Origin of the sequence: Citrobacter sp. RHBSTW-00671 (assembly GCF_014103415.1) — a bacterium.
Lineage (GTDB): Bacteria > Pseudomonadota > Gammaproteobacteria > Enterobacterales > Enterobacteriaceae > Citrobacter.
Window position 1 is genome coordinate 1,036,029 of sequence record NZ_JABXPR010000001.1, and the last position, 16,089, is coordinate 1,052,117.

The 16,089-nt window shown below is 51.9% G+C and carries 18 protein-coding genes; 7 read left to right on the top strand and 11 right to left on the bottom strand.

Annotated features, from left to right (window positions below; all coding sequences use genetic code 11):
- Positions 1-609: 609 nt before the first annotated feature.
- The 4 genes from mnmL to mtgA all read left to right on the top strand — a co-directional run bounded on the left by mnmL (position 610) and on the right by mtgA (position 5,675).
- Positions 610-1,539: a tRNA modification radical SAM protein MnmL/YtqA gene (gene mnmL / locus HV261_RS05015; RefSeq protein ID WP_202037626.1), complete on the top strand. Its 930-nt coding sequence runs from the start codon at positions 610-612 to the stop codon at positions 1,537-1,539.
- 200 nt (positions 1,540-1,739) lie between these two features.
- Positions 1,740-4,076: an aerobic respiration two-component sensor histidine kinase ArcB gene (arcB, locus tag HV261_RS05020; protein ID WP_202037627.1), complete on the top strand. Its 2,337-nt coding sequence runs from the start codon at positions 1,740-1,742 to the stop codon at positions 4,074-4,076.
- A 229-nt stretch (positions 4,077-4,305) separates the two neighbouring features.
- Complete coding sequence (gene elbB, locus HV261_RS05025; protein WP_137382438.1) at positions 4,306-4,959, top strand: isoprenoid biosynthesis glyoxalase ElbB; 654 nt, start codon at positions 4,306-4,308, stop codon at positions 4,957-4,959.
- On the top strand, positions 4,956-5,675 hold the full coding sequence (gene mtgA / locus HV261_RS05030) for a monofunctional biosynthetic peptidoglycan transglycosylase (RefSeq protein ID WP_202037628.1): 720 nt from the start codon (positions 4,956-4,958) through the stop codon (positions 5,673-5,675). The genes elbB and mtgA overlap by 4 nt, the downstream gene beginning before the upstream one ends.
- A gap of 98 nt (positions 5,676-5,773) precedes the next feature.
- Here the strand turns inward: mtgA and npr are convergent, their stop codons facing one another.
- The 11 genes from npr to HV261_RS05085 form a co-directional block, all read right to left on the bottom strand.
- Positions 5,774-6,046, bottom strand: a complete 273-nt coding sequence (npr, locus tag HV261_RS05035; RefSeq protein ID WP_096755498.1) for a PTS phosphocarrier protein NPr — start codon at positions 6,044-6,046, stop codon at positions 5,774-5,776.
- On the bottom strand, positions 6,043-6,897 hold the full coding sequence (gene rapZ, locus HV261_RS05040) for an RNase adapter RapZ (protein ID WP_048213428.1): 855 nt from the start codon (positions 6,895-6,897) through the stop codon (positions 6,043-6,045). Before rapZ ends, npr begins: the two co-directional genes overlap by 4 nt.
- 45 nt (positions 6,898-6,942) lie before the next feature.
- Positions 6,943-7,434 (bottom strand): PTS IIA-like nitrogen regulatory protein PtsN, encoded by a 492-nt coding sequence (ptsN, locus tag HV261_RS05045; protein ID WP_048213427.1) that lies wholly within the window; start codon positions 7,432-7,434, stop codon positions 6,943-6,945.
- 83 nt (positions 7,435-7,517) lie between these two features.
- Positions 7,518-7,805, bottom strand: a complete 288-nt coding sequence (gene hpf / locus HV261_RS05050) for a ribosome hibernation promoting factor (RefSeq protein ID WP_005121327.1) — start codon at positions 7,803-7,805, stop codon at positions 7,518-7,520.
- Positions 7,806-7,827: 22 nt separating this feature from the next.
- On the bottom strand, positions 7,828-9,261 hold the full coding sequence (gene rpoN, locus HV261_RS05055; protein ID WP_137382436.1) for an RNA polymerase factor sigma-54: 1,434 nt from the start codon (positions 9,259-9,261) through the stop codon (positions 7,828-7,830).
- 46 nt (positions 9,262-9,307) lie between these two features.
- Positions 9,308-10,033: an LPS export ABC transporter ATP-binding protein gene (gene lptB, locus HV261_RS05060; RefSeq protein ID WP_048213425.1), complete on the bottom strand. Its 726-nt coding sequence runs from the start codon at positions 10,031-10,033 to the stop codon at positions 9,308-9,310.
- Between the two features lie 6 nt (positions 10,034-10,039).
- Positions 10,040-10,594, bottom strand: a complete 555-nt coding sequence (lptA, locus tag HV261_RS05065) for a lipopolysaccharide ABC transporter substrate-binding protein LptA (protein ID WP_202037629.1) — start codon at positions 10,592-10,594, stop codon at positions 10,040-10,042.
- Entirely contained in the window at positions 10,563-11,138 is a 576-nt protein-coding gene (gene lptC / locus HV261_RS05070) for an LPS export ABC transporter periplasmic protein LptC (RefSeq protein WP_202037630.1), read from the bottom strand. Before lptC ends, lptA begins: the two co-directional genes overlap by 32 nt.
- On the bottom strand, positions 11,135-11,701 hold the full coding sequence (gene kdsC, locus HV261_RS05075) for a 3-deoxy-manno-octulosonate-8-phosphatase KdsC (RefSeq protein ID WP_005121322.1): 567 nt from the start codon (positions 11,699-11,701) through the stop codon (positions 11,135-11,137). The genes lptC and kdsC overlap by 4 nt, the downstream gene beginning before the upstream one ends.
- A 20-nt stretch (positions 11,702-11,721) precedes the next feature.
- Positions 11,722-12,708, bottom strand: a complete 987-nt coding sequence (kdsD, locus tag HV261_RS05080; protein WP_048213422.1) for an arabinose-5-phosphate isomerase KdsD — start codon at positions 12,706-12,708, stop codon at positions 11,722-11,724.
- Positions 12,709-12,721: 13 nt separating this feature from the next.
- Positions 12,722-13,699 carry a calcium/sodium antiporter gene (locus tag HV261_RS05085; protein WP_137382435.1) on the bottom strand — a complete coding sequence of 326 codons (978 nt, stop codon included), beginning with the start codon at positions 13,697-13,699 and terminating at the stop codon, positions 12,722-12,724.
- A gap of 214 nt (positions 13,700-13,913) precedes the next feature.
- Here HV261_RS05085 and mlaF point away from each other — a divergent pair, with 214 nt between their 5' ends.
- From mlaF to mlaD, 3 genes are read left to right on the top strand one after another with little or no spacing between them, the layout of a single operon-like run.
- Complete coding sequence (gene mlaF / locus HV261_RS05090) at positions 13,914-14,726, top strand: phospholipid ABC transporter ATP-binding protein MlaF (protein ID WP_202037631.1); 813 nt, start codon at positions 13,914-13,916, stop codon at positions 14,724-14,726.
- A gap of 7 nt (positions 14,727-14,733) precedes the next feature.
- On the top strand, positions 14,734-15,516 hold the full coding sequence (gene mlaE, locus HV261_RS05095) for a lipid asymmetry maintenance ABC transporter permease subunit MlaE (RefSeq protein ID WP_048213419.1): 783 nt from the start codon (positions 14,734-14,736) through the stop codon (positions 15,514-15,516).
- 4 nt (positions 15,517-15,520) lie between these two features.
- Complete coding sequence (gene mlaD / locus HV261_RS05100; RefSeq protein WP_048213507.1) at positions 15,521-16,078, top strand: outer membrane lipid asymmetry maintenance protein MlaD; 558 nt, start codon at positions 15,521-15,523, stop codon at positions 16,076-16,078.
- Positions 16,079-16,089 lie beyond the last annotated feature (11 nt).

Sequence of the window (16,089 nt, forward strand, 5' to 3'; positions counted from 1 at the left end):
GGGGTTGGCGTTTCATACGCTCACCTCGCATTCGCCCTCTTTATCCTTTTCGCATAGGTCAAACAAGTTTGAGGACTTGCTTCAGAGGGAATCTCAATTACTGCATAAATATGATGAGCAGACTGCTCATCCAGAAAGCTTCCAGCGGATTTCCAAGTTATCGGGAATCCACACACAGGTCAAATGGCAATCTTATTTATGCAAAAATGTGCTATAGGGCGATTAACTTTATGAAAGTATTGAAAATAAAGGTGTTTTTACATTGATTTAACCTGAGTGTGATTGCTGGTGAAGTGTGATCTGTCTCACTGTCAGAAAGGCCGGTTATCTCCCGTCCTCCCTTTGTTTATCTCAATGTTTGGTATTTTATGCTGGTTTGTAGGCTTTCGGCGTCTTAAAGATACTGTTTTTATATGAGAGCCATCAGAAGATAAAAAAAATAGCGAGATATAAGGAAAAATAATGACTTTTTGATTGAATGAAATTTCGATTATTTTGAATGATTATTCAATAAATAAAGGCTCACCAGGGCGATTGATCCAGGTCATCGCCGACTGGGGCTAAAAATGGCAGGCTTTGGCCTCTTTTCAAGGCGCGGTCTATCAGATTATGCAGTTACAGAAATTAGTCAATATGTTTGGTGGGGATCTTTCTCGCCGTTATGGGCAAAAGGTTCATAAACTCACGCTGCACGGCGGGTTTAGCTGCCCAAATCGCGATGGCACCATTGGACGTGGCGGATGTACCTTCTGTAATGTCGCCTCCTTTGCTGACGAAGCGCAGCAGCATCATTCTATCGCTGAACAGCTTGAGCATCAGGCGCAGTTAGTGAATCGCGCGAAGCGCTATCTGGCCTATTTTCAGGCTTATACCAGTACCTTTGCGGAAGTACAGGTGCTGCGTTCGATGTACCAACAGGCGGTCAGTCAGGCCAGCATCGTCGGGCTGTGTGTTGGCACGCGCCCTGACTGTGTGCCGGATGCCGTGCTCGATCTGCTATGCGAGTACAAGGATCAGGGCTACGAAGTGTGGCTGGAACTGGGTTTGCAAACGGCCCATGACAAGACGCTGCACCGCATTAATCGTGGGCATGATTTTGCCTGCTATCAGCGTACCACCCAACTGGCACGGGAGCGTGGACTGAAGGTGTGTTCACACCTTATTGTCGGCCTGCCTGGTGAAGGGCAAGCGGAATGCCTGCAAACGATGGAACGTGTGGTCGAGACAGGCGTCGACGGTATTAAGCTGCATCCGCTGCATATCGTGAAGGGCAGTACGATGGCGAAAGCCTGGGAGGCTGGACGGTTGCACGGCATCGAACTGGATGAGTACACGGTCACCGCCGGGGAGATGATTCGCCATACGCCACCCGAGGTGATTTATCACCGTATTTCCGCCAGCGCGCGCCGTCCTACGCTACTAGCCCCGCTATGGTGTGAAAACCGCTGGACGGGAATGGTCGAACTGGATAAGTACCTTAACAAGCACGGCGTGCAGGGTTCCGCCCTGGGTACGCCGTGGATTCAGCCGGGGAGCTAACCTTCTGTAGGCTGTAGGCCGGATTAGCGAAGCGCCATCCGGCAATCTGCGCCTGCTTGCCTGATGACGCCTGGCTTATCAGGCTGCAATGAACCACTCCTCGGTCATTTCACCGATAACCCCCGCATTTCTTGCACAATCTTCAACGTCACGCTGAGAATTGAGTATTATTGTGCCAAGTTGTCGTGAAGGAACCCTCTATGAAGCAAATTCGTATGCTGGCGCAATACTATGTCGACCTGATGATGAAGTTAGGTCTGGTGCGTTTTTCGCTGCTGTTGGCGCTGGCTTTGGTTGTGTTGGCAATTGTGGTGCAGATGGCTGTCACCATGGTGCTGCATGGCCAGGTAGAAAGTATTGATGTCATCCGTTCTATCTTTTTTGGCCTGTTAATTACCCCCTGGGCCGTCTACTTCCTGTCGGTGGTGGTTGAACAACTGGAGGAGTCCCGGCAACGTCTGTCACGACTGGTACAGAAGCTGGAAGAGATGCGCGAGCGCGATCTCAAACTTAACGTGCAGTTGAAGGACAATATTGCGCAGCTTAACCAGGAGATTGTCGAACGTGAAAAGGCGGAAGCGGAGCGGCAGGAGACGTTTGAGCAACTAAAGGTTGAAATCAAAGAGCGTGAAGAAGCGCAGATCCAGCTTGAGCAGCAGTCTTCATTTTTACGTTCTTTCCTTGATGCTTCGCCGGATCTGGTTTTTTATCGTAATGAAGATAAAGAGTTTTCCGGCTGTAACCGTGCCATGGAGCTGCTGACCGGTAAGAGCGAAAAGCAGCTGGTGAATCTAAAGCCGGCTGATGTGTATTCGCCAGAGGCGGCGGAAAAAGTTATTGAAACCGACGAGAAGGTCTTCCGCCATAACGTTTCACTGACCTATGAGCAATGGCTCGACTATCCGGACGGGCGCAAAGCCTGCTTTGAGATCCGTAAAGTGCCTTACTACGACCGCGTCGGGAAGCGACACGGTCTGATGGGCTTTGGTCGTGATATTACCGAGCGTAAGCGCTATCAGGACGCCCTTGAGCGCGCCAGCCGTGACAAGACTACCTTTATCTCTACGATCAGCCATGAACTGCGTACGCCGCTTAACGGTATCGTCGGTTTAAGTCGGATCCTGTTGGATACAGATTTAACCGCGGAGCAGGAAAAATATCTCAAAACTATCCATGTTTCCGCCGTGACGCTGGGGAATATTTTCAACGATATTATCGACATGGATAAGATGGAGCGACGTAAAGTCCAGCTCGATAACCAGCCTGTTGATTTCACCAGCTTTATGGCGGATCTGGAAAACCTCTCTGGCCTACAGGCGCAGCAAAAAGGGTTGCGTTTTGTGCTTGAGCCAACGCTACCGCTGCCACATAAGGTCATCACCGACGGAACGCGTCTGCGTCAAATTCTGTGGAATCTGATCAGCAATGCCGTGAAATTCACCCAACAAGGGCAGGTGACCGTGCGGGCGCGCTATGACGAGGGAGACATACTGCATTTTGAAGTGGAGGATTCCGGGATCGGTATTCCACAGGATGAGCAGGATAAAATCTTCGCCATGTACTATCAGGTGAAGGACAGCCATGGTGGTAAACCGGCAACGGGAACCGGGATTGGACTGGCCGTATCGAAGCGTCTGGCGAAAAACATGGGCGGTGATATTACGGTTTCCAGCCAGGCTGGAAAAGGCTCTATCTTTACGCTAACCGTGCATGCTCCTGCCGTGGCGGAAGAGATTGAAGATGCTTTTGAAGACGATGAAATGCCGTTACCCGCCCTGAATGTGCTGCTGGTGGAAGACATTGAACTGAACGTTATTGTTGCGCGTTCGGTGCTGGAAAAGCTGGGCAATAGCGTGGATGTCGCGATGACCGGGCAGGCCGCGCTGGACATGTTCAAACCGGGTGAATATGACCTGGTGCTGCTGGATATTCAGCTACCGGATATGACTGGGCTCGATATCTCCCGCGAGCTGACGCAAAAATATGCGCGCGAGGATCTCCCACCGCTGGTGGCTCTCACCGCCAACGTACTGAAAGATAAAAAAGAATATCTGGATGCAGGAATGGACGACGTGCTGAGTAAGCCGCTGTCAGTTCCGGCGTTAACCGCCATGATCAAAAAATACTGGGATACCCGAAACGAAGAGGAGAGCACTGTGACGTCTGAAGAAAGCAGTAAATCGCAAGCGCTGTTAGATATTCCCATGTTGGAACAATACCTCGAACTGGTCGGGCCGAAGTTGATCACCGACGGTCTGGCGGTGTTTGAGAAAATGATGCCGGGATATTTGAGCGTGCTGGAGTCTAATCTGACTGCCCGTGATAAAAAAGGCGTGGTTGAGGAAGGCCATAAAATTAAAGGTGCAGCCGGATCTGTCGGTCTGCGCCACCTGCAACAGTTGGGTCAGCAAATTCAATCACCCGACCTTCCTGCCTGGGAAGATAACGTGGCTGAATGGATTGAAGAGATGAAGCAGGAGTGGCAGCACGACGTGGCGGTATTAAGAGCCTGGGTTGCGAGCGTGGAAAAAAAATGACCCCGGCTTGACCGGGGTGCGCGAATACTGCGCCAACACCAGGGAAATCGTGGCTGCGCCGTAAATTATTATCATTGTTTACAAGGGCGCAGCCCTAATTTTCAGGCCGCACGCAGTTAAGATAGCAAATCTTAAATAATTTGTTACATGAATCAGTTAAATGTGTGAAGCGTGGCATTCTAATCAGAATTATTAATATGCTTCAGTCAGTTGCGAAAGGAGTATCACGATGAAAAAAGTTGGCGTAGTGCTCAGCGGATGTGGCGTGTATGACGGTGCAGAAATCCACGAAGCCGTACTCACGCTGCTGGCTATTGCCCGCAATGGCGCTCAGGCTATCTGCTTTGCGCCAGATAAACAGCAGGCGGATGTGATTAATCATCTGACGGGCGAGCCGATGCCGGAAACGCGCAATGTCCTGATTGAAGCTGCGCGTATTACGCGTGGTGATATTCGCCCCCTGGCCCAGGCGGTTGCAACGGAGCTGGATGCGCTAATTGTGCCTGGCGGGTTTGGCGCAGCAAAAAATCTGAGCAATTTTGCCAGCCAGGGTAGTGAATGTCGGGTTGATAGCGACTTAGCCGCGCTGGCGAAGGCGCTGCATCAGGCCGGTAAACCCCTGGGATTCATGTGTATTGCTCCTGCTATGTTACCCAAGATTTTTGACTTCCCGCTGCGTCTGACCATTGGCACTGACATCGATACAGCGGAAGTGCTGGAAGAGATGGGCGCTGAACATGTGCCTTGCCCGGTCGATGATATTGTGGTTGATGAAGATAATAAAGTTGTCACCACGCCTGCTTACATGCTGGCGCAGGATATCGCCCAGGCGGCGAGTGGGATCGACAAACTGGTCTCACGTGTTTTGGTACTGGCTGAATGAGAAAAGGGGCTGCCGCCTTTCTGCGACGTCTATTTCTGCGGGTAGTTATTGTCCTCGCCGTGTTTTGGGGTGGAGGGATAGCGCTCTTCAGCGTGATGCCCGTTCCTTTCTCGGCGGTCATGATTGAGCGGCAGCTTGGTGCCTGGATACAGGGTGATTTCGGCTATGTGGCGCATTCTGACTGGGTCAGTATGGATGAAATATCACCATGGATGGGGCTGGCGGTCATTGCCGCTGAGGACCAGAAATTTCCCGACCACTGGGGATTTGATGTCTCTGCGATTGAGAAAGCGCTGGCGCATAACGAACGTAATGAAAACCGTATTCGGGGCGCCTCGACGTTATCGCAACAAACGGCAAAAAACCTCTTTTTGTGGGATGGGCGTAGCTGGGTGCGCAAAGGGCTCGAGGCCGGGTTAACGCTGGGGATAGAAACAGTCTGGAGCAAGAAGCGCATCCTGACGGTTTATTTGAATATTGCGGAGTTTGGCGATGGAGTATTCGGTGTAGAGGCTGCATCACAGCGCTATTTCCATAAACCCGCCAGCCGTCTTAGCCCGTCTGAAGCGGCATTGCTGGCGGCGGTTCTGCCCAATCCGTTACGTTTTAAGGCGAGTGCGCCTTCCGGCTATGTGCGCAGTCGTCAGGCGTGGATCATGCGCCAAATGCGCCAGCTGGGCGGTGAGTCGTTTATGCGTGAAAATAAGTTGTATTAGCGTAGTTATTGCCGGATGCGGCGTAAACGCCTTATCCGGCCTACGGGAGTAGGTCATTGCCGTGTAGGCCTGATAAGCGTAGCGCATCAGGCACTTCACTAATCTTCGTCAAACCCCGAGTTAAACAGGGCAATTACCGCAGCCAGGGCCTCAACTTCTTGCGGACCCGAGGCTTCAACTTCTATCTGGCGTCCTTTGGCGGAATCCAGCATCAGCAGAGCAATTACGCTGTTTGCCTCGGCTTCCGTCCCTTCATCATTACGCAGCAGAACTTCTGCTTCAAAACCCTGCATTAGCTCAAACAGTTTCATTGCCGGCCGGGCATGCATGCCCAGCTTATTCGTGATTTCAACAGTTTGCTTCACGGTCATGATTTGCGTTTTTCCAGCGTACGATGGCGTGACTGCACGTTTTTACCGCGTGAGCGGAAGTAGTCTGCCAGTTGCTCTGCAATATACACCGAACGGTGTTTCCCGCCGGTACAGCCGATGGCTACAGTGAGGTAGCTGCGGTTGTTGGTCTCCAGCATGGGTAACCATAGCTCAAGATAGCTGCGAGTCTGGTAGATAAAATTGTGTACTTCTGTGTGTCTGTCGAGGAAGGCCGCGACGGGCCTGTCCAGACCGGTCATCGGACGTAGCTTTGGATCCCAGTGCGGGTTAGGCAGGAAGCGGACATCAAAGACGTAATCCGCATCAATAGGGATTCCGTGTTTAAAGCCAAAGGACTCAAATACCATCGTTAATTCACGTTCACGTTTGCCCAGCAGTCGGGTACGTAACATTTCCGCCAGCTCGTGCACAGACATTTCAGAGGTGTCTACGATCAGGTCAGCGCGCGAACGCAACGGCTCCAGTAAATCGCTTTCTTTATCGATAGCGCTTTCCAGAGACAAGTTCTTGCTGGACAGCGGGTGTAAACGGCGCGTATCGCTGTAGCGGCGAATCAGCGTGTTACGGTCGGCATCAAGGAACAGCAGTTGCGGTGAGAAGCCTTCGGGCAGGTTACTCATGGCCTGCTCAAAAATCTCCGGGGACTCGGGCATGTTGCGCACATCAATGCTGACAGCCGCAGATATCTGGCGATCGGCGAGGGTTCGAGCCAGTTCGGGCAACAACACGACGGGAAGGTTATCCACGCAGTAAAAACCCATATCTTCCAGCGCACGCAGGGCGACAGACTTACCTGACCCTGAACGACCGCTGACGATCATCAGTACCATGTACTGTTTCTCCTCACAACGACAGAAAAGGATGCCATTGGGTTGTTATGCTTCATCCTGCCCACCTTCGGTGTCAGTGATGATTTGATACAACTCCTGGTCACTCTGCGCGGCGCGCAGGCGACGACAGATAGTTTTATCTGCCAGACGTTTTGCGACCAGTGACAACGTATGCAAATGCGTCTTGGTTTGGTCCGCCGGAACCAGCAGGGCGAAAAGCAGATCGACTGGCTGATTATCAATGGCATCGAACGCGATTGGCGTTTCAAGTTGAACAAATACCCCAACCGCACGCAGGGTGTCTTCTTCCAGCTTTCCATGCGGAATGGCAATACCATTGCCAATACCGGTACTGCCCATTTTTTCACGCGTCAGAATGGCTTCAAATACCACCTGAGGAGGCAAGCTGAGTTGTTTTGCCGCCAGTTCACTGATGATTTCCAGTGCGCGTTTCTTGCTTTGGCAGTGAACGGCCGCGCGCGTACATTCCTGGTTAAGAACATTGCTCAGTTGTAGAGTCGTATCGTTATTTGTCATAATTTCACCTAAGCGCTAACTGTACAAATGGCCCGTTGTGCTGCACAACAGGCCGTCCTGCACCCGCTAACTGCCCGGACAAGTTAGTGCTGTTTCAGTTTATCTTTATGTTTTGTTAACTGGCGAGCCAGTTTATCAATTAAACCGTCAATGGCGGCGTACATATCCTGACCTTCCGCGCTGGCATGAATTTCGCCACCGTTCACATGCAGTGTTGCATCCGAGATGTGTGTGACCTTCTCCACTTTCAACACAATATAGACCTGATTAATCCGGTCGAAATATTGTTCAAGCTTGGCGAACTTTGTGGTGACAAAGTCGCGCAGGGCCTCAGTGATTTCGACGTTATTTCCAGTGATGTTGAGCTGCATAGTGTCTTCCTTATCGGTTGGGTCAAACCAGCTGTTTGCGCTGGTTAGACGGCGGAATGGATAAAGACTCTCGGTACTTCGCAACGGTGCGGCGCGCCACCATGATACCTTGTTCTGACAGCATAGAGGTTAACTTGCTGTCACTCAGCGGTTTCGCAGGGTTCTCGGCCGCAATTAATTTCTTCACCAGTGCGCGGATAGCTGTAGAAGAGGCTTCGCCTCCGCCTTCAGTGTTGACGTGACTGGAGAAGAAATACTTCAATTCAAAAATGCCGCGCGGACTGTGCAGATACTTTTGCGTGGTCACTCGGGAAATGGTCGATTCATGCATCTCGACGGCCTGGGCGATATCCGCCAGCACCATCGGTTTCATATACTCTTCGCCTTGTTCAAAGAAGGCTTGCTGTTGCTCAACGATACAGCGGCTAACGCGCAATAGCGTGTCATTGCGGCTTTCCAGACTTTTAATCAGCCATTTCGCATCCTGCAGGTTGCTACGAATAAACTGGCTGTCAGCATCATTGCGCGCGTTATTGCACAGGGCGGCGTAGTGTTGGTTGATCTGTAAACGCGGAATGCTGTCACTGTTGAGTTCGACTACCCAGCGATCGTTATGCTTACGCACCAGCACATCCGGGATCACGTACTCTGGTTCACCGGTCTGGATAGATTGTCCAGGTCTTGGGTCAAGCGACTGGATAAGATTGACGGCTTCTTTCAGCACATCTTCTTTCAGTCGGGTTACGCGCATCAGCGTACGGAAGTCATGGTTGGCGAGCAGATCAAGGTGATCGCTGATGATAAGCCTGGCTTCTTCCAACCACGGTGTGGCTTTGTCAAACTGCGAAAGCTGGATCAGTAAGCAGTCGCGGAGATCTTTTGCCGCCACGCCAACGGGATCAAAACGCTGAACGCGTTTAAGCACGGCTTCGATTTCATCGATACCGACCTCGTCATCGCCCATGCTGTCGAGAATGTCGTCCAGCGTGACGGTGAGATAGCCCGTTTCGTCGACTGCATCCACAATGGATGTGGCAATAGCACGATCGGTATCTGAGAATGGCGTCAGCTCCACCTGCCACATCAGGTAATCTTGCAGCGATTGCGTGGTTTCACCCTGATACACAGGCAGTTCGTCGTCGATGTAATCCCCGCTGGTGCCAGACGGCGTCCCTGCGGTGTAAATCTCATCCCAACTGGCATCCAGCGGTAGCTCTTCCGGCATCTCTTTTTGTTCGAGTGCATCAGCCGTATCGAGGGATTCGCTATCCTGCTTTTCCTGGGTATCAATTTCGTCGTGAAGATCGGTTTGCTCGAGCAGTGGGTTACTTTCCAGCGCTTGCTGAAGTTCTTGCTGAAGTTCCAGCGTGGACAACTGCAACAGACGGATAGCCTGTTGTAGCTGAGGCGTCATCGCCAGTTGTTGGCTAAGCCTGAGTTGCAAACCTTGCTTCATGTTCAGAGTTGTTGTCTCCTGCGGTGACGTGAAGTCTACTACCCTATCAGAGTCTGAAGTCTTCCCCAAGGTATACGCGTTTAACGTGCTCGTCCTGCAGGATTTCTGTCGGCGTACCGTGTGCGATCAGGTGTCCCTGGCTCACAATGTAGGCGCGCTCACAGACAGCCAGCGTTTCGCGCACGTTATGGTCGGTAATCAGCACGCCAAGCCCGCTGTCGCGCAGGTGTTCAATAATACGTTTGATATCAATGACGGAAATCGGGTCAACACCGGCAAAGGGTTCATCCAACAGGATAAATTTTGGATTAGCGGCCAGCGCACGGGCGATCTCCACACGGCGACGTTCCCCACCGGAGAGTGCCTGTCCAAGGCTGTCACGCAGATGTTCGATATGGAATTCTTCCATCAGCTCATTGGCGCGATCTTCACGCTGCTCGCTGGAAAGATCGTCACGAATTTGCAGTACCGCCATCAGGTTATCAAATACGCTCAGGCGACGAAAAATAGAGGCTTCCTGCGGTAAGTAGCCGATACCGCGACGGGCACGTGCATGCAGGGGTAACAGACTGATATCTTCGTCATCAATGATAATGTTGCCAGCATCGCGCGGCACAATGCCGACCACCATGTAAAAGGTTGTTGTTTTGCCCGCACCGTTAGGACCGAGCAGACCGACGATCTCCCCGGAGTTGACGGTCAGGCTGACATCTTCCACCACACGACGGCCTTTGTAGGCTTTTGCAAGATTCTTTGCAGTTAATGTTGCCATAACGAATCAGTTACCTTTTTTCTCTGCCGGAGCCTTGGTCTTGTTTTTGTCCTGCAATTGCGACGGAACCAGAACGGTGGTGACGCGTTTGCCTTTCTCACTGAAGGCCTGCATTTTCTGTTCTTTTACCAGATAGGTGATCTTATCGCCCGTGATGTTGCTATCGAGCTGTTCCAGATACGCCTTACCGGTAAGGATGACGAAATCTTTTGCCAGCTCATAGTGCATCTGTGAGGCGTGGCCTTTAACCGGTTTACCATTGTCCTGCATCTGGTAAAAGGTTGCCGGATTGCCATAACCGTCAATCACTTCTTTACCGTCTTCACCGCCCGGACGCGTGACGACGACTTTATCGGCATTAATTTTGATCGTGCCCTGAGTCACGATGACATTGCCGGTAAACGTCACCACGTTGCCCTGCATATCCAGAGACTGCTGGTCCGATTCAATGTGGATCGGCTGCTCGGTATCGCCAGTGACGGCGAATGCCGGAATGCTGGCGGCCAGAAGTGAGCTGGCAAGCACAAGATTAAGGCTGAGTTTGTTTGTTTTGGATTTCATATGAGGTTCTAACCTTTTCAATCAGCTCGGCGTTCTTGCTGCGTAAGTTGCCGCGCATCTTCAGTCCGCTGGAGTTAAATGTTGTTCCATACAACGTGACCAGATCATCGGAAGTGACATCTTGCGTCACAAGGTTGATCTGCGCGTTATCGGTAGTAATTCTGCGTAGTTGAGAGTCAGGCACCAGCGCGTTAACCTCAACATGGCCATACAGGTACAGCATCCGATCGTTGGTCAACTTGGCCTTATCGGCCTTGATCGACCAGGTCGGTACTTTGTCCTTATCAAACGTGGTTAACACCGGTTGGGTGAACCACGAAACTGCTTGATCTGAATAATATTCAACGTGTTGCGCGATCAAATGATAGCTCAGCGCGCCCTCAGGGCTGTACACGACGGTGTCGGTATGCTCGCTCTTATAGGTTGGCTCGTTGTTATTAACGACAACCTGGGCTGTGTCGTCTTTGTCTGTCAGGTTAATACCAATCATCACAAGGACAGCCAGCGACAGTAGAATGATAACCCAACGTCTGGTTTTGCTCATATCGATTGCCCTTTGGCCTCATCCAGTTTGCCCTGCGCCAGGAGTAATAAGTCGCAGACTTCGCGCACTGCGCCGCGTCCCCCGTCAATGCGGGTGACGTAATCGGCCCGCGGGATCAGCAACGGATGAGCATCCGCTACCGCTACGCTTAATCCCACTTTTGCCATCACCGGCCAGTCGATCAGATCATCGCCAACATACGCCACATTCTCAGGCGCGATCGCCAGTTTGCTAAGCAGATCGCCAAAGGCAACCAGTTTGTCCGACTGCCCCTGATACAGATGTGTGATCCCTAATGTGGCACAGCGATCTTCTACAAGTTTAGCCTTTCGTCCGGTAATAATGGCAACCTCAATACCGGAAGTGAGCGCGCAGCGGATTCCGTAGCCATCGCGGACGTTAAACGCCTTCAGCTCTTCACCGTTGTTGCCCATATAAATCAGACCATCAGACAGTACGCCATCCACATCAAGGATCAGCAGACGGATGTTTTCTGCCCTGGTGATGACATCAGTACTGACGGGTCCATAACAGGTCGCAAGCGACGCACCTGCTTTACTCATTTTCTTTATCCTTGAGTTTCTTACACTACACCTGCACGCAGCAGATCATGCATATGTAACACACCCAGTAATTGGTCGCCATCAGCAACCATTACCGAGGTGATATGGCGGGACTGCATTAAGTTCAGGGCATCAACGGCAAGAATCCCTGGACGCACGCGAATGCCTCCAGGGGTCATCACATCGGCAATGCCTAACTGGCGTACATCAACGCCCATATCGAAGACACGACGTAAATCGCCATCCGTAAAGATGCCGTCAATCTTCATCGCGTCATCGCAAATGACGGTCATGCCGAGGTTTTTCCGCGTGATCTCCAGTAAGGCGTCACGCAGGCTGGCGCTTTTAGTCACATGCGGGATTTCGTCTCCCGTATGCATAATATCGTTAACGCGCAACAAAAGCTTACGCCCCAGTGCGCCACCTGGATGCGATAACGCAAAATCTTCTGCAGTGAAGCCGCGTGCTTTTAGTAACGCAACGGCAAGCGCATCACCCATGACCAGCGTTGCGGTCGTGCTGCTGGTCGGTGCCAGACCTAATGGGCAGGCTTCTTTGGGCACTTTAACACACAGATGGACATCTGCTGCACGCGCCATACTGCTTTCCGGACGACCCGTCATGCAAATAAGGGGGACATGCAGGCGTTTTAACACCGGAATTAACGCTGCAATCTCATTAGATTCACCGGAGTTAGAGATGGCAATGACCACATCCTGCGGCGAGACCATACCCAGATCGCCGTGTGCGGCTTCGCCAGGATGCACAAAAAATGAGGGCGTGCCGGTACTGGCAAACGTGGCGGCCATTTTGCGCCCGATATGCCCTGATTTTCCCATTCCCATCACCACGACTTTGCCCGGGCAACTGAAAATCTTTTCACAGGCGAGGGTAAAGTTCTGGTTGATGTACTGATCAAGCTCCGCCAGGCCTTCACGTTCAATTGTCAGGACTTCCTTGCCTGCTTGCTGAAAGTCAAAACCCGGTTGCAACTCTAAGTGCGACATAATGCGTTTCCAGTTATCCAACGAGAAGTGGCGATAACCAATACAGCATCGCCAGCCATATGATAAAACCGCTGGTCAGAAGCGCCCCCGCGCCACGACCAATCTGGCGCGGACGTCGCCAGCAGAGTAATGCAAAAATAACGCTCACCAGCAGCATGACGCTATAGTCACGGATGAAGGCCATCGGGTTGACCTCGCCCGGTGTAATCAGTGCAGGTAACCCAAGAACGATAACAATATTAAAAATGTTCGCGCCGATGATGTTACCGACGGCAATATCGTTTTCACCTTTACGTAAGCCTGCAATGGCGGTTGCCAGTTCAGGCAGGCTGGTACCAATGGCGACCACCGTCAAACCGATAGTAAGCTCGCTCATGGCAAAGTAATTTGCCAGTACAGTGGCGTTATCAACCACCATACGCGTTGCCATTGGCATAATGATCAGCGCTACCCCCAACCATAAAAATGCGACAGGCAATCCGCCTTCGCGAGGCAGTTCCGCAACTTGCTCCCGGGTCAGGCTGTCATTGCCCTGGCGTTCTGCCAGACGGGCGATTTTAACAATGAATAGCAGCCATAGCACGGCCAGAAGCAGAAGAAACAGGCCATCACTGCGGCTTAACTGACCGTCATACAGTACGGACGCGGCCAAAATGCTGACCAGCAACATTAACGGTAATTCACGACGCAGAACATCGGAATGCACGGTAAAAGGATGAATGAGTGCTGACAGGCCTAAAATAAGCAGAATATTGGTGATGTTGGAGCCGATGGCGGTACCGACGGCTAAATCGAGCTGCCCATTCATTGATGCCGCAACAGAGACAATAATCTCAGGTAGGGATGTGCCGATGCTAACGACCGTCATTCCAATAATGATGGGGGGGATACCGAAGGTGCGGCATAAAATGGATGCAGCAAATACCAGACGGTCGGCACCGTAGACCACCAGAAGTAAACCAATTATTAACAGTGCCGTCGCTAAAAGCATCTAAAGTCCTTTCTTCAGGTATACTCGCCGGTCCACGTGAAGGATCTTCTGGAAGCCGTAACGAATTCTTAATTTTGACTTTATGCGGCTAAAAAGTAAAACAAATGCCAGCTTTCGCTAACCAGGACAGGCAATAATCTGTAAATATGTCGAGTTCAGGGCTAAATTGAGCGCCAACTCTTCGATCAACGGGGCAATAGTAAAGGATGAATCAATGGGTCAGTCTGTGGCGAATCTAGTCGATATGCGCGATGTCAGCTTTTCCCGAGGTGACCGCTGCATCTTTGATAATATTTCCCTGACGGTGCCGCGCGGTAAAGTGACGGCGATCATGGGGCCATCAGGCATTGGCAAAACGACGCTGTTACGTCTGATTGGCGGGCAGATCCCGCCAGATAAGGGTGAAATCCTGTTTGACGGCGAAAACGTCCCAGCCATGTCTCGTTCGCGTTTGTACACCGTGCGTAAGCGCATGAGTATGCTGTTTCAGTCCGGGGCGCTGTTTACCGACATGAACGTGTTTGACAACGTCGCTTATCCACTGCGTGAGCATACGACGCTGCCCAAGGCGTTGCTCAAGAGCACGGTGATGATGAAACTGGAAGCTGTCGGCCTGCGCGGTGCGGCAAAACTCATGCCTTCTGAATTATCCGGTGGGATGGCGCGACGTGCGGCATTAGCACGCGCCATTGCGCTGGAGCCAGATCTCATTATGTTTGATGAACCGTTCGTCGGTCAGGACCCCATCACCATGGGCGTGCTGGTGAAGCTGATTTCAGAGCTGAACAACGCGCTGGGCGTCACCTGCGTGGTGGTCTCTCACGATGTGCCAGAGGTACTGAGTATTGCGGATTACGCCTATATTATGGCGGACAAAAAGATAGTGGCCTACGGTAGTGCTCAGGCACTACAAGAAAATGCCGATCCGCGCGTGCGTCAGTTCCTCGATGGTATTGCCGATGGGCCGGTTCCGTTCCGCTACCCGGCGGGCGATTACTACACCGATTTACTCAAAACAGGGAGTTAAGCCACCCATGTTGTTAAATGCGCTGGCATCACTCGGACATCGAGGGATAAAAACCCTCAGGACGTTCGGGCGAGCCGGATTAATGTTGTTCAATGCGGTAGTCGGCAAGCCGGAGTTTCGCAAACATGCGCCGCTGCTGATCCGCCAGCTCTATAATGTCGGTGTCCTGTCGATGCTGATCATTATCGTTTCTGGCGTGTTCATCGGGATGGTGCTGGGATTGCAGGGATACCTGGTCCTGACAACCTACAGCGCAGAAACCAGTCTCGGTATGCTGGTGGCGCTGTCTTTGCTGCGAGAACTGGGGCCGGTTGTTGCGGCGCTGCTGTTCGCCGGACGAGCCGGATCGGCGTTAACCGCGGAAATCGGCCTGATGCGGGCAACCGAGCAGCTTTCCAGCCTGGAAATGATGGCGGTTGATCCTCTGCGTCGCGTGGTCTCTCCGCGTTTTTGGGCGGGTGTCATTTCATTGCCGCTGCTGACGATTATTTTTGTCGCGGTTGGGATTTGGGGTGGTTCGCTGGTCGGCGTTAGCTGGAAGGGGATTGATGCCGGCTTTTTCTGGTCGGCTATGCAAAATGCCGTCGACTGGCGTCTGGATCTGGTCAACTGTTTGATTAAGAGCGTGGTGTTCGCCATTACGGTCACATGGATTGCATTGTTCAATGGCTATGATGCGATTCCGACCTCCGCCGGAATTAGCCGGGCTACAACACGCACCGTTGTGCACGCATCTCTTGCCGTTCTGGGGCTGGATTTTGTGCTGACCGCACTGATGTTTGGGAATTGAGTTCATGCAAACGAAAAAAAATGAAATTTGGGTTGGGGTATTCCTGCTGGTTGCGCTGCTGGCGGCGCTATTTGTCTGCCTGAAAGCGGCTAATGTGACCTCCATGCGTACTGAACCAACCTACACGGTTTATGCGACCTTTGATAATATCGGCGGTCTGAGAGAGCGCTCTCCCGTGCGGATTGGTGGGGTTGTTGTGGGGCGAGTTTCGGATATCTCGTTAGATCCCAAAACGTACCTGCCACGCGTAACGCTGGACATCGAATCGCGCTTTAACCATATCCCGGACACCAGCTCGCTGAGCATCCGTACCTCTGGTCTGCTGGGTGAGCAGTATCTGGCATTAAACGTGGGGTTTGAAGATCCTGAGCTGGGAACGTCTATCCTCAAAGATGGTAGTACGATTCAGGACACGAAATCCGCGATGGTGCTGGAAGATATGATTGGTCAATTCCTCTACAACAGTAACAGTAAAGGTGATGACAATAAGAATTCTGGCGATGCGCCAGCCGCAACTGAAGGCAATAATGAAGCCACTACGCCTGCGGGCGCAACGAAATAATCTCAGGAGAA

Coding starts and splice junctions, on each gene's coding strand:
- mnmL (WP_202037626.1), top strand. CDS start 610: ATGCAGTTACAGAAATTAGTCAATATGTTTGGTGGGGATCTTTCTCGC.
- arcB (WP_202037627.1), top strand. CDS start 1,740: ATGAAGCAAATTCGTATGCTGGCGCAATACTATGTCGACCTGATGATG.
- elbB (WP_137382438.1), top strand. CDS start 4,306: ATGAAAAAAGTTGGCGTAGTGCTCAGCGGATGTGGCGTGTATGACGGT.
- mtgA (WP_202037628.1), top strand. CDS start 4,956: ATGAGAAAAGGGGCTGCCGCCTTTCTGCGACGTCTATTTCTGCGGGTA.
- npr (WP_096755498.1), bottom strand. CDS start 6,046: ATGACCGTGAAGCAAACTGTTGAAATCACGAATAAGCTGGGCATGCAT.
- rapZ (WP_048213428.1), bottom strand. CDS start 6,897: ATGGTACTGATGATCGTCAGCGGTCGTTCAGGGTCAGGTAAGTCTGTC.
- ptsN (WP_048213427.1), bottom strand. CDS start 7,434: ATGACAAATAACGATACGACTCTACAACTGAGCAATGTTCTTAACCAG.
- hpf (WP_005121327.1), bottom strand. CDS start 7,805: ATGCAGCTCAACATCACTGGAAATAACGTCGAAATCACTGAGGCCCTG.
- rpoN (WP_137382436.1), bottom strand. CDS start 9,261: ATGAAGCAAGGTTTGCAACTCAGGCTTAGCCAACAACTGGCGATGACG.
- lptB (WP_048213425.1), bottom strand. CDS start 10,033: ATGGCAACATTAACTGCAAAGAATCTTGCAAAAGCCTACAAAGGCCGT.
- lptA (WP_202037629.1), bottom strand. CDS start 10,594: ATGAAATCCAAAACAAACAAACTCAGCCTTAATCTTGTGCTTGCCAGC.
- lptC (WP_202037630.1), bottom strand. CDS start 11,138: ATGAGCAAAACCAGACGTTGGGTTATCATTCTACTGTCGCTGGCTGTC.
- kdsC (WP_005121322.1), bottom strand. CDS start 11,701: ATGAGTAAAGCAGGTGCGTCGCTTGCGACCTGTTATGGACCCGTCAGT.
- kdsD (WP_048213422.1), bottom strand. CDS start 12,708: ATGTCGCACTTAGAGTTGCAACCGGGTTTTGACTTTCAGCAAGCAGGC.
- HV261_RS05085 (WP_137382435.1), bottom strand. CDS start 13,699: ATGCTTTTAGCGACGGCACTGTTAATAATTGGTTTACTTCTGGTGGTC.
- mlaF (WP_202037631.1), top strand. CDS start 13,914: ATGGGTCAGTCTGTGGCGAATCTAGTCGATATGCGCGATGTCAGCTTT.
- mlaE (WP_048213419.1), top strand. CDS start 14,734: ATGTTGTTAAATGCGCTGGCATCACTCGGACATCGAGGGATAAAAACC.
- mlaD (WP_048213507.1), top strand. CDS start 15,521: ATGCAAACGAAAAAAAATGAAATTTGGGTTGGGGTATTCCTGCTGGTT.